Source organism: Pseudomonas sp. DD1, from assembly GCF_044510355.1.
GTDB lineage: Bacteria > Pseudomonadota > Gammaproteobacteria > Pseudomonadales > Pseudomonadaceae > Aquipseudomonas > Aquipseudomonas shahriarae.
Genome location: NZ_MSAJ01000011.1, coordinates 161,694 through 173,997, shown reverse-complemented (window position 1 = coordinate 173,997; position 12,304 = coordinate 161,694). Strand labels below are relative to the sequence as shown.

General features: G+C 53.5%; 11 protein-coding genes. 9 read left to right on the top strand and 2 right to left on the bottom strand.

Annotated elements, in window-relative coordinates:
* Positions 1 to 129 precede the first annotated feature (129 nt).
* From PSFL_RS08710 to PSFL_RS08695, 4 genes are all read left to right on the top strand, one after another.
* Entirely contained in the window at positions 130 to 2,925 is a 2,796-nt protein-coding gene (locus tag PSFL_RS08710) for a multicopper oxidase domain-containing protein (RefSeq protein WP_233092045.1), read from the top strand.
* 53 nt (positions 2,926 to 2,978) lie between these two features.
* Positions 2,979 to 3,962, top strand: a complete 984-nt coding sequence (locus tag PSFL_RS08705) for an SCO family protein (RefSeq protein ID WP_198848766.1) — start codon at positions 2,979 to 2,981, stop codon at positions 3,960 to 3,962.
* A gap of 101 nt (positions 3,963 to 4,063) precedes the next feature.
* Entirely contained in the window at positions 4,064 to 5,548 is a 1,485-nt protein-coding gene (locus PSFL_RS08700) for a sensor histidine kinase (RefSeq protein WP_057436482.1), read from the top strand.
* Positions 5,523 to 6,947 (top strand): sigma-54 dependent transcriptional regulator, encoded by a 1,425-nt coding sequence (locus PSFL_RS08695; protein ID WP_198848765.1) that lies wholly within the window; start codon positions 5,523 to 5,525, stop codon positions 6,945 to 6,947. Before PSFL_RS08700 ends, PSFL_RS08695 begins: the two co-directional genes overlap by 26 nt.
* Before the next feature lie 5 nt (positions 6,948 to 6,952).
* Here PSFL_RS08695 and PSFL_RS08690 read toward each other — a convergent pair whose 3' ends face one another.
* Together PSFL_RS08690 and PSFL_RS08685 are read right to left on the bottom strand one after the other, a co-directional pair.
* Positions 6,953 to 7,339, bottom strand: a complete 387-nt coding sequence (locus tag PSFL_RS08690; RefSeq protein ID WP_057436478.1) for a hypothetical protein — start codon at positions 7,337 to 7,339, stop codon at positions 6,953 to 6,955.
* A 141-nt stretch (positions 7,340 to 7,480) separates the two neighbouring features.
* Positions 7,481 to 7,903, bottom strand: coding sequence for a response regulator (locus PSFL_RS08685; protein ID WP_397469916.1), 423 nt, complete (start codon positions 7,901 to 7,903; stop codon positions 7,481 to 7,483).
* A gap of 321 nt (positions 7,904 to 8,224) precedes the next feature.
* Here PSFL_RS08685 and PSFL_RS08680 point away from each other — a divergent pair, with 321 nt between their 5' ends.
* From PSFL_RS08680 to PSFL_RS08660, 5 genes are all read left to right on the top strand, one after another.
* Entirely contained in the window at positions 8,225 to 9,004 is a 780-nt protein-coding gene (locus PSFL_RS08680; RefSeq protein ID WP_057436476.1) for an EAL domain-containing protein, read from the top strand.
* Positions 9,005 to 9,166: 162 nt separating this feature from the next.
* A complete protein-coding gene (locus PSFL_RS08675) occupies positions 9,167 to 9,532 on the top strand; it encodes a hypothetical protein (protein ID WP_057436473.1) in 366 nt (121 codons plus the stop codon).
* Positions 9,529 to 10,827 (top strand): sensor domain-containing diguanylate cyclase, encoded by a 1,299-nt coding sequence (locus PSFL_RS08670; RefSeq protein ID WP_273879720.1) that lies wholly within the window; start codon positions 9,529 to 9,531, stop codon positions 10,825 to 10,827. The genes PSFL_RS08675 and PSFL_RS08670 overlap by 4 nt, the downstream gene beginning before the upstream one ends.
* A gap of 977 nt (positions 10,828 to 11,804) precedes the next feature.
* Entirely contained in the window at positions 11,805 to 12,125 is a 321-nt protein-coding gene (locus PSFL_RS08665) for a hypothetical protein (protein ID WP_315492285.1), read from the top strand.
* A gap of 8 nt (positions 12,126 to 12,133) precedes the next feature.
* Positions 12,134 to 12,265 carry a hypothetical protein gene (locus tag PSFL_RS08660; RefSeq protein ID WP_269835556.1) on the top strand — a complete coding sequence of 44 codons (132 nt, stop codon included), beginning with the start codon at positions 12,134 to 12,136 and terminating at the stop codon, positions 12,263 to 12,265.
* Positions 12,266 to 12,304: the final 39 nt, after the last annotated feature.

The window sequence follows — 12,304 nt, the reverse complement described above, 5'->3', positions numbered from 1 at the left end:
ATACGAGTAACTCGTTGCTTTATAAGGTACTAATGCTTTTGTGCAAGGCCGTTAAAAGTCTGGCGAGGTAATTGCAAAACACCATTACCCCCCTTCACAACTTCGAGGCGGCTGGTAATGGACACAAAAATGCGCTGCACCTGTAAGTGGTCCGGCCTGTTGACCCCACTGGGCATTCTTCTAGCGATAACGCTGGGCACAACCCCGCTGCGCGCCAGCCCGATTGACGATGAGCGTCAGCCCGAGCCTTCCGACCCCTCGGCGTACCTGGACGAACCGGCTGATAAGCCGGCCGCCCTGAACGGCATTCTGAGCCTGCCGGATGCCAACGAAGACGCCTTCGATCTACCCGATGGCATCAAAGGCTCACGGGACACCACCCGGGTGGAAAACCTGCTGCCGCTTAGCGCGCAGACCCGTTTCAACTATCCCACCAATGGCAAACCGAGCCCGCTGTACGGCGCCCAACCGTTCACTCAGCAGTTGGTGTTGTTCGAAGAGTTCGGCCCCGAAAAGCTCGACGCCGCCACGCCTGCAGCCCTGTTGGGGTTTCCTCCGCCCGCCGTTGGCCCGTTGCCCCAGCAGGACCCTAGCAATGCGGCCCGCAGTGCACCACCGGGCCCAGCGCTCGATGCCTTTTTGCGGCAGACCGGGCTGACGCCATTCCCCAGCCAATTCTCCAACGTGGTTGATCGCAACCCGTGGCAGCCACAGATTGAGCTGTACCTCAATCGCCATATCGGCTCCTCTGCTGAAGGTCGTCCACCTGGAAAGGGTTGGTCGCACCAGCGCTGGAACGAGTTCTACCCGCAAGTGGCCTACAAAACCGTGCAAACCGGTGCCCGGCTCAACAGCGGTTGGCGTGACGCTCGACAGATGCACGGCTATGCCCTGGGCGAGTTCGGTCCAGGTGGTCTCTATCACAATGTTGCCGGTGTGCCGGCAACGGATGGCACCGCCAAGGGTGTCGATCCGCGCTTTCACCCCAACATGCCGGTACAGAATCACAACTCGGTCTGGACGTTCGACGGCACCTTGCCGCCCAAACTGCTGATGGTGCGTTACGGTCAGCCTGTGCTGATGCGCCATTACAACGGTCTGCCGATTGATCCGTCGGCCAACATGGGTTTTGGCCTGCATACCATCAGTACCCACGAACACAACGGCCATGCGCCGGCGGAAAGCGACGGCTATGCCAACGCCTTTTTCTTTCCGGGCCAGTATTACGACTATCGCTGGCCGATCCAACTGGCCGGTTATGACAGCATCAACACCGACGCCCATGATCCGCGCGCAGCATTCCCCTGCGCGCCGGGCGAAACCCTGTGGACCAACGACCTCAACCCCAGCCGCAAAACCTGCGACCACGGCACCATCAAGATTCGTGGCGACTGGCGCGAAACCATGAGTACCCACTGGTTCCACGACCACATGCTCGATTTCACCGCGCAGAACGTCTACAAGGGCAACGCGGCAATGATGAACTACTACAGCGCCCTGGACCGTGGCAACGAATCGGTGAACGACGGCGTCAACCTGCGTCTCCCCAGCGGCAGGGCTTTACCGTGGGGTAATCGCGACTATGACGTTAATCTGGTATTCGCTGACAAGGCGTGGGATCAGGCTGGCCAGCTATGGTTCAACCCGTTCAACACCGACGGCTTCCTCGGTGATCAAGTACTGGTCAACTGGCAGTGGAAACCGACGCTGGATGTTCGTGCCCGCAGCTATCGGTTTCGCATCCTGAATGGGTCGGTGTCGCGTTACTTCAAGTTCGCCGTGGTTCGTGAGATCAAGGGCAGCAGTGGTGAATTTCAAGGGCCGAAAAACGCTGGCGTTTCTTATGCCCGCGTACCGTTCCACATGATTGCGAACGACGGCAACATCATGGAACACAGCGTGCCGTTCGACGGCAGCATGGACCTCGATGCAGACGGCGATAAACAGAACCATAACGCGATCCTCCCTACACAGGGCATCGCCGAGCGCTTCGACATCCTCATCAATTTCGCCAAGAACGGCATAAAGCCTGGCGACAAGCTGTTCTTGGTCAACCTGATGGCCCACGACGACGGAAAAGGTCCGAAGGAGCCGATTGCCCTAGGCGACGTATTGTCGGAAAAGTATCTGGCGGTGATCAAACAGGGTAGCCAGGGACCGCAGTGGGACAAGGGCGACCCGGGCGTAGGGAAGGTCTTGCAGCTCAACGTCAAGGCCTACACGGGGCAGGACCTGGCCATGGACCCGGCAGCGTACGAGCCCGCCAAACCCGGTAAGGCCGAGGGCATGGTGATGATTCCTCTAAAAATTCACCGCGACAACGCCGCCGACAAAGTGCTGCTGGCCAACGCCCGTCACCGCACCTTCACCTTCGGCCGTTCCGACGGCACCGATGAAGCACCGTGGACAGTCAAGACCGATGGGGGCTTTGGCTTCCATATGGACCCGCGCCGCCTGAACACCGCGACCAAATTGGCCTCAGGCCCCACCGATGCTGGCGTCAGTGGTTTTGGCACCCTGGAAGTGTGGAACATCAAGGCCGGCGGAAAGGGCTGGAGCCACCCGGTGCATGTGCACTTCGAGGAGGGAATCATCCTCAGTCGCGGGGGTAAGGCACCACCGGAATGGGAAAAGTGGGCGCGCAAAGACGTGTACCGTATCGGTTCGGAAAACGACGGTCTGGACAGCGTCGAGATGGCGATCCACTTCCGCGAATTCGCCGGGACGTACATGGAGCATTGTCACAACACCCAGCATGAGGACAATTCGATGCTGCTGCGTTGGGATATTGAGAAACCCGGGCAATTCCAGTTGATGCCCACACCCTTGCCGAGCTGGGATGGCGTGCGCTACGTCAACTCTGCGGCGTTGCCAACCTTCCGCACCGGTGATGGCTTCGGCCCGCAAGTGCAGGTCCAGAAGTGAACCGCGTAGGCGTCGACAGGCCTTTGTATACGCCACGCTCCCAGGCGCGGGGCATGCACATGGTGTTGATGCTGGTCACCTGCCTGCTGGGCAGCCAGGTGCTGGTGGCACACGAGACGAATCCGCCGGCGCCGACCGAGTCCGCCACTCCTTGGGGTGGTGACTACTTCCCCAATACCTTGCTGACCGACCAGGACGGTCGGCAGGTACACTTTTTCGACGACCTGATCAAAGGCAAAGTGGTGGTGATCAACTTCATCTTCACCTCATGCAGCGACTCCTGCCCACTGGAAACCGCACGCCTGCGCCAGGTCCAGAAGTTGCTGGGGGACCGGGTCGGCCAGGACATTTTCTTCTACTCCATCAGCATCGATCCGCTCAGCGATACCCCCGAGGTGCTGAACGCTTATGCACAACGCTTTAAGGTGGGGCCGGGCTGGAAGTTCCTGACGGGCGAGTTTGCAGACGTCACCCAACTGCGCAAAAAACTCGGGTTGTTTATCGACGGCGTCGACAACGGCCGCAGCAAGGACCACAACCTGAGCCTGATCGTCGGCAACCAGGCCAGCGGGCGCTGGATGAAAGCTTCACCGTTTGAAAATCCGTGGATTCTCGCCGACCAATTGGCTAACACCTTGCAGAACTGGAAACAGCCCAGCATAGAAGAAAGCTACGCTGATGCGCCTGAAATTCGCCCGCCGAGCAATGGTGAAGAATTGTTCCGCACCCGTTGCGCCTCGTGTCACAGCCTGGGCCCGCAAGACGGGCAAGGCATCGGCATGCGGGGCATCGGTCCAGACCTGCTCGGCGTGACTCGTCAGCGCGAACCCGCCTGGCTCAACCGCTGGATTCGCGAGCCGGACCGCATGCTCGCGGAAAAAGATCCGGTTGCTGTTGAGCTTTACCAACGGTTCGACAAGATCCCGATGCCCAACCTGCGCCTGGACGACCAAGCGGCGCGGGCCATCATCGGCTTCTTGCAGGAGGAGACCGACCGTCAGCAGCCTCTGGCCACTCCTTTGACGCAGATCAACTAACGTGAAATAAAACGATTGGCCCGTCGATCATGATCAATGCAGCCTACACTCTTCGTGACAACGGCCAGATAGGTTTGAAGCGAGCATCCAGGACAATTCCCATGCAGCTATCAGAACAAAAAGTACCTGCGCCCCCTATGGCAGCAGCAAAACGCAAGGGGTGGGGCGGCCAGTTCAATCTGCTGCGCTGGTTCTCGCTGGTCAGTTTTTTCTTCATCGCCGCCGTGGCGCTGGGCCTCGGCTACATTTCCACGCGTTTTGTGGTCAACGAAAGTATTGAACGCGATGCTCTGCTGACCGCGCAATTTGTCCAGGCAATCGGTGATGCCGAAATTCGCCACGCCGGGATCAGCCCGAACAGAACCATGGGCGAAATGCTTGATCCGCGCCAGGACCCTCTCTATCCCGATGTGGACGCGGCGGTGCGCGCCGCTGCCCGCATCGAATTCCTCGACCATGTGGAGCACTTGCCGGATATCCTCCTGGCCACGGTTTATGCCCTGGACCGTACGGTAATTTGGTCGACCAACCCACAACTGGTCGGGAAGCACATTGAGAATGACGAGGAGCTGGATGAATCCTTCGAGATGAAGGTGCCGGTGTCCTCCAGCTATCACAAGATCGACGAAGAACGCCCTGAGCAAATGCTGTTGCGGGAGCCGCAATTGCTGTTCATCGAGAACTACATTCCGATGTTCAACGCGGAGAAGAGCAAAGTGATTGCCATGGTGGAGATCTACAAGGAACCAGGGGATCTGGTGGAGCGTATCCAGCGCGGCTTCAAGGCGATCTGGATCGCAACGCTGCTCGGCGGAGCGGTGATTTACCTGGCGTTGTTCTCGATCGTCCGGCGGGCCGCTACGCTACTGCAAAGCCAGCAGAAGCAATTGATCAGCAACGAAACCTTTGTCGCTCTGGGGGAAATGTCCACGGCAGTCGCCCACAGCTTGCGCAACCCTTTGGCGACCATCCGCACCAGCGCCGAACTGGCCCAGGAGGTTGCCTGCCAGAACGCTCAAAAGAATATCGGCGACATCATCAATCAGGTCGACCGCATGTCCCGATGGGTGCGCGAATTGCTGGTGTCGTTGCGGCCAATGAACGACGACTTTGAGTCTGTGGACCTGGTGCTGGCCATCGACGATACGTTGAGTGCCTTCGACCCCCTGATCAAACGTTCCAACGTCGAGGTACGTTTTAACCCACAGAGCGTTCCGCCGGTGGTTTGCCAGCAGGTCTTGCTCACACAAATTCTCAATAGCCTGTTCGCCAATGCGCTCGAAGCCATGCCCAAGGGCGGCGTGATGAGTGTCGACATCCATTCGCCCAGCCCGGGGCAGCTGACCATGACTCTCGGCGATACCGGAAAAGGCATGACCAAGCAGCAGCAACAGATGGTCTTCAAGCCGTTTTTCACCACCAAACAGGGCGGGCTGGGCGTTGGCCTGGCCTTGGTCAAAAGAATAATGGAACGCTTCCATGGCTCGGTCGTGCTGACCAGTCAGGAGCAGGAAGGAACCCGTGTTTGTCTGAATTTTAAAGTGGCAACGGGAGTGGAATATGGAGCACAGCATACTACTGGTTGAGGATGATGAACTCCTCGCCGCAAACATCCAGACCTACCTCGAGCGCAAGGATTTCGAGGTGACGATCTGCCACTCGGCTGAGGAAGCACTGGAGCAACTGAACACCTTCGTTCCCGACGTGGTGCTGACCGACAACTCGTTGCCAGGCATGAGCGGTCATGACCTGATCCAGAAGTTGCGCATCAGCGCGCCGCAACTGAAAGTGATCATGATGACGGGCTACGGCAACGTCGAAGACGCTGTGGTGGCGATGAAAGAAGGCGCCTTCCACTACGTCACCAAACCGGTGGCGCTGCCGGAACTCAAGCTGCTGCTGGACAAGGCATTGGCCACCGACCGCATGGAGCGCACGCTGTCGTTCTATCAGGAACGCGAAGCGCAGAAGTCCGGTGTGCAGGCGTTAATCGGTGATTCAGCACCGATGGTCTACTTGAAAGGCACCATCGGACAATTGCTCGACGCCGAGCGCCGGATGGCAAACACCGACTTGCCGCCAGTGCTGGTGGAAGGCGAAACCGGCACTGGCAAGGAACTGGTGGCCAGGGCTCTGCACTTCGACGGCCCGCGTGCCAAGGGACCGTTCATCGAATTCAACTGTGCGTCGATTCCGTCCAACTTGGTGGAATCGGAATTGTTCGGCCACGAGAAGGGGGCTTTCACCGACGCCAAGGATCGCCGGGTCGGGCTGGTCGAAGCCGCCGACGGCGGGACGCTGTTTCTCGATGAAGTCGGTGAGATGGACCTGTTACTGCAAGCCAAACTGCTAAAACTGCTGGAGGACCGAACCATTCGTCGAGTGGGTTCGGTGAAAGAGCGCAAAGTCGATTTGCGGGTGATCAGCGCGACCAATTGCAACCTTGAGCAAATGGTCCAGCAAGGTAAGTTTCGGCGCGACCTGTTCTTCCGCCTGCGGATTATCTCGATCAACGTACCGCGTCTGCACGCCCGAGGCGCTGATGTATTACTACTGGCTCGGCATTTCCTGGCAATCCACGGCAAACGCTATGGTAAACCGCACTTGTATTTCAGCGATCAAGCCGAAGAGTTGCTGCTCAGCTACACGTGGCCAGGCAACGTGCGCGAGCTTCGCAACATGCTTGAGCAGACCGTTTTGCTGGCGCAGAGCGATTCCATTGCGCCGCACCAATTGAACGTATGCCTGAGCCTGATGGATGAGCCGATGGTCCTGCGGGACCTGCAATACATCGAACCTCGACCCGGCAACGGGGTTGAATCGATGAACCTGCCGGAGGTCGAGCGCGACATGGTCCGCAAGATGCTCGACAAGACCGACTGGAACGTCACCAAGTCTGCGCGATTGCTGGGCTTGAGCCGCGACATGCTGCGTTACCGGATCGAAAAACTGAACCTTGCACGTCCGGAAAAGCGTCCGTGGTAAATGTATTAAGGAGTCACCTGGCCTTTAAGGGCAAGGCAGGCCAGCAGGCAGGAGGGGGTGAGCACCTCGTCGTTGACGTACACCCCGCGTACAGGATCATAGGAGCGGATAAAGACCCGCACGCTGGCATCCGCCACCGTGGGTAATTGTGAGTCATAGAACACATGCCTGCTTGCGATCGGTACGAAGTCCTGGGGTTCGCTCGGGATATAGGAGCCTAGTGGCACGGGATCCAGCGTCGGCGGGGCAGGGTGGGCAAAGGGTTGGTTTGGCCCGTAGTAGAGCAGCGTACTGCTCGAAGCGGCAGTTTGCATGGGGCTGTGGTCCGCATGTACGGCACTGGCAACCGTGATAAATACGATGAAGAGCACCGTCAGATCGATTTGTTTCATGGCAGCACCTGCGAAGTCGGTTTGCTCGCGTTTCCCCAAGGCCTTTAACTATAGCTGTCGTAAAGCGAAGTGTTCGCGACCAGGCTGTCGTCTTGGTGAAGCGTGCGTCACGGGAACTGCTTTAATGCATGGGCAGCCATTTTATGGCTCGCTCACTTCCCTAAAAGAGGCGGCACAGCGGAGTTGCGTTACAGCTTCCGCACAGGGATGCGGATAGTGATAACACCTCATCTTAATCGTAGGGGTGCGAGGAAACTCATCAAGAGGAAGGAGTACGTTCAGGCATTCTACGACCCGTGAAACTTGAAATGGCTTAGTAAAAAACGCACTGATTTTCAGCGATTTGACTGCTAGTACACTGTCTCGATCAGCACGCCCGGTGATCATGATCAGCGGCGTATCCTGGTCGTTTTCGCGGATTCTCTGCAGCAAGTTGACGCCGGGGGCATCCGGTAGATTCCAGTCAGCTGGAGTAATTGCACGAGCTATTAACAGAAGGTTTCTAAAGTGGTCTATTTTGGCCCCTAAAATGCACTGATTTGTAAGGCCTTCTGAATTATTCAACTCTTGAATATCGGACTGAGCTGAAAGTCAATGCATATTAATCATGCTGTTGATTTAAAAAAATATCAAAAAAGCTGGGTGGCATGAAACAAGGATAAGCCCATAATCTATAAGCGTTTTTGACGGCGCTCCATTATTTTAAAGGCTGAGAGTAGTAAATTTATCAGCCGGAAAGAAGTAATGTATTTATAAAGTGCTATCATCCAAGCTCCCTACCAAGTCACACAACTTCCTTCATAAGTTAATTCATTATTTATTCCAATACTCAAGCGTTGCCTGGAATAGCTATCATAAAAATATTATTAATTTTTGGAGTCCGGCGTGACAATTTTTCCTCGCTCATTGAAGTCACCTACTGGTTGCCAAGGTTGCAAAACCAATAGCGAGCCGGATTTAGAATTTAGTTTCGCTTTTCAACCAATCGTGGACGTGCGTGATCAGTCTGTTTTTGCACATGAGGCGTTGGTGAGAGGTATCAATGGTGAAAATGCGCTGTCAGTGCTGGAAAAAGTAAACGACCACAACCGTTATCGATTCGATCAGCTTTGCCGCATGCGTGCCATCTCCACGGCTGCGCAACTTGGAATGACGCAGAGTCTATCGATTAATTTTTTACCCAACGCGGTTTACCGGCCAGAACTATGCATTAGAAGCACATTGGAAGCGGCGCAAATTCATAATTTTCGGCTCGACCGACTGATTTTTGAAACAGTCGAAAGCGAGTATGTTGAAAACAATCATCACCTTGCCAATATTCTACGTGAGTACCGAGAGCTTGGCTTCAAAACAGCAATTGATGACTTTGGCTCAGGTTATTCAGGGCTCACACTATTGGCAGATTTTCAACCAGATTTTATAAAGATCGACATAGCGTTAGTACGTAACATCCATCGTGATCGCTCCCGTCAGGCTATTGTCCGTGGTGTTGTGATCATTTGTGCGGAACTGGGCATTGAAATAATTGCAGAGGGAATCGAACATGCCGAGGAGCGTGATTTCTTCATCGACTGCGGAGTTTATCTAATGCAGGGTTTTTGGTTTTCGAGGCCTGCATTTCAAGCTATGGCTCTGGTAGCTCCCCGGGCGTGGGATAAAGCGTAGATTGGATAGGCCCGCGTCGAGGCGCCAATGATTTTTTAGCTAAAACGCGCCTTTGGCGAAGCGTTAAGTTTCCTGCCTTTGTATCATTGCTATTTAGCAGGTTGAATGCAGTCAGGCTGAGGTGTTCAATATTTAATATTTTACTTTGCGAGTGAGCAAAAAATGAATCTTACATTCGAAGGCGCATCTATCAAAGATTTGTTGAGTTCATCGGATCAGTTGGATGCGCTGAACTTCGGCATCATTGGCTTCAATGACGCTTCAGAAGTGCTAATCTATAATACTATTGAAGCTGTAAGCGCGGGCTTACGGCAGGCACGTGTTCTAGGTAAAAATTTATTCCTGGAGATTGCACCCTGCATGAATAATGCAATCGTCGCTCACAGGTTCGAGAATGAGCCAGAGTTAGACGTAATCATTTCATACGTTCTAGCGCTTAGAATGCGGCCAATACCCGTGAAATTAAGACTACTTAAAAAAACTGATAACAATACCCGCTTCTTGCTGGTTGAGTGGGCACTAAAATGAGTAGTATCGAGGAGTGCAATGATTCAATCGAGTCAGAATATGAAGCATTACTTTCATTTATGTACCTATCGCCAGTAGGACTGGTAAGAACCGACCCCAGCGGAAAAATTGACATGCTTAATCCTATGGCGACACAATTGCTGATGCCATTGGTTAAGTTTGTGGGGCTTGAAAATCTATTTGAAACGCTTTCTTCCGTGGCCCCTGAGTTACGTAACCTTGTAACGAGTTTCAAAGAGTCGTGCGGATCAATATGCGTAAATCACAGAGTCCATGTGTCATCCGCGGCCGACGGCGGGATTGTTCTTGCCTGTACAATTGTAAAAGTCAATGCCGAGGTTTTGATAACAGTTCTGACTGATATCTCATTCCAAGTTGCAACGGAAAGGAGGCTAAGGCAGACCGATTCATGGTTGGACGCCATCTACACTATCGTTAACGATTTCGCAGTCCTCGGTCTAGATAAGCAGGGAGTAATTAATAGCTGGAGCCCTTCGGCAGAGCGTTTAACAGGTTACACCGAGGCTGAGGCAATCGGGGAAACGTTGCGCCGGTTCTGTAATTTGACGGCATTGGAAGTAAATGTTTTGGATGAGCTTCTCACATTCGCGCGTGAGGAAGGTTGGCATTCAAGAGACTACCTTTGCCAACACAAATCAGGACAGATTTTTTTTGCTCAAACAATGATCGCCGTTCTGCGCGAAGAACATGACGAGTTTTCTGGGTATACCGTTGTGTTTCGCGATATCACCGAGAGAAAGGTGTCGAGTGATAATCTGGCCAACTTACTTACTAAAGATCACCTCACAGGCGCATTCAATCGTGCTCACTTTTTCAACGTGGCAGAGAAAGAGTTTGCGCGGGCAAATCGATACGGGCACTCCATTTCGATAATCATGCTAGATGCAGATCACTTTAAGCATGTTAATGATCGTTATGGGCATCCTGTTGGTGATGAAGTTCTTAAGTCTATAGTAAAAGTTGCCGAGGGAGTACTTCGCCCTGGAGATACTATAGCCAGATTTGGAGGTGAGGAATTTGTCGTTATGTTGCCTAAGAGCAATAGCCTTGAGGCCTCGGTTATTGCAGAGCGACTCAGGAGCAGTATTGAAGCATCTAGTGTCGATGCTGGTGGTGAGGAAATCAAAGTCACGGTCAGTATTGGATGTGCCTCGATGAGTGAATCGCGATCTACTCTCAAGCAGTTGTTGACCTCCGCAGATAGCGCGCTCTATCACGCAAAATCCATGGGTAGAAACTGCATAGTTGATATTGATGAGTTCGATTGTAAATAATGCGCAGTGTTATATTCGAGAAATGTTCACTTTTTTACTGCGCCGGCAGCGCTCCGAGCAGTAAAATCTCGGCAGCCAAGCCCAAGGTAATCACTTACATTTCACGCAGCACCGTATTTGAATCCGCGCCATCTGAGCGTTACAGGTGCCAGGCCTTAAGCTTGCAGGTAAAACTGATCTCCGAACTCGAGACCACCGTTTCAACGATTTACTTCCCGAAATTTCAAAGTTTACTTCCGAGCGCTGATTTTTCACGTAAGATTTCTATTGCTGCTCCACCGGCAATGGTTACGTGCTTTGCTGTGTTGTGGAGTGGAGTCAATGAAGAGGTCGCCTCTTCGGGCCATAGAGGCGGGTGCTGCAAGGTCGATCATTGTGGGCCCATAATCTGCTTTCTAAAGGCGCCTAAGTTCGCCACCCAGTTACCGACAATAGAAACGATCGAATAAATACTGGCTGAGGAGGGTAGATCTACCCTTAATCCAGAACATGCTAGCCCTAGAGCTCAAGCTTTTTCAGGAATCTGTGGAGGGGATGGATCTGGATGGTCTCTATTTTTAGCCAGCAGATTAGCTCAGTCTGTAGATGGTAATCGCTGTTCAGTTCGTTACTTTAGCTACTATTCAGCCCAGGATACGCAGCAAATCGATTTTACAATTTAAGGTCCGCATCACTAAAGCCGTTCAATATAACTCAACTAAATAGTCATTTAGCTTAGTTATAATTATCCGTTATTGATGGAGGAGGGTAGCGCATTAATGAACTAGGGGTCGTTCATCCTTGGTCACTATCTTCCAAGGGTGTGCTGTATCTTTCAAAGCTGCAAGCAGACACGCGTAATCGGTAACAAGCCACCTAAATCAAGGGCTCCAGCGTTGCGAAGCTCCTGGCTTTGGTGTCTAAGCACTGACCGAAAACGAGTGAAAGGACTGTTGTAATGACAAATTTGTCGCCCTGGATGGTTGAAAGCGCTTGGCATGGAAATGCTGCTCAAAAGCTTCGTGTCAAAGCCCAATGACAACCTTGGCCAAGTCAATGAAACTTACGAACTGGACATGGGCGCAATAAAAACTGCGCATGAGCATTTGAAAGCGACAGACAGAATCCCGGCTTATCGGAAAGACAGAGGCCCTAACAAGCACGATTTGCTTACGTTGTTTCATGCGATACCTGAACCGATCAGGCAACGTATTCGGCTTGATCGTCACGAGCATTGGATCGAGAAGGATCGTGAAGTTTCACCAATGCGCGTTATCGATATGAAGCCGGAGCTCCTGGAGGTTACGACGATATTCTGATCGGCGTCTTGGACGAACTGATTGAGGACGTTGTGCACTGGTATCGTGAGCTGGGCAGCAAAGATGTGTTCATCGTGTTTTATAGAATGCCGCCGCTTGAATTGCCGCCTGATCTCGATCAGGAAGCGGAGCCCATGTGAGCCAGGCTTTAAATCTGACCACCAGACGCTCTCACGTCC

Coding starts and splice junctions, on each gene's coding strand:
- PSFL_RS08705 (WP_198848766.1), top strand. CDS start 2,979: ATGCACATGGTGTTGATGCTGGTCACCTGCCTGCTGGGCAGCCAGGTG.
- PSFL_RS08710 (WP_233092045.1), top strand. CDS start 130: ATGCGCTGCACCTGTAAGTGGTCCGGCCTGTTGACCCCACTGGGCATT.
- PSFL_RS08670 (WP_273879720.1), top strand. CDS start 9,529: ATGAGTAGTATCGAGGAGTGCAATGATTCAATCGAGTCAGAATATGAA.
- PSFL_RS08690 (WP_057436478.1), bottom strand. CDS start 7,339: ATGAAACAAATCGATCTGACGGTGCTCTTCATCGTATTTATCACGGTT.
- PSFL_RS08665 (WP_315492285.1), top strand. CDS start 11,805: ATGGAAATGCTGCTCAAAAGCTTCGTGTCAAAGCCCAATGACAACCTT.
- PSFL_RS08700 (WP_057436482.1), top strand. CDS start 4,064: ATGCAGCTATCAGAACAAAAAGTACCTGCGCCCCCTATGGCAGCAGCA.
- PSFL_RS08695 (WP_198848765.1), top strand. CDS start 5,523: ATGGAGCACAGCATACTACTGGTTGAGGATGATGAACTCCTCGCCGCA.
- PSFL_RS08675 (WP_057436473.1), top strand. CDS start 9,167: ATGAATCTTACATTCGAAGGCGCATCTATCAAAGATTTGTTGAGTTCA.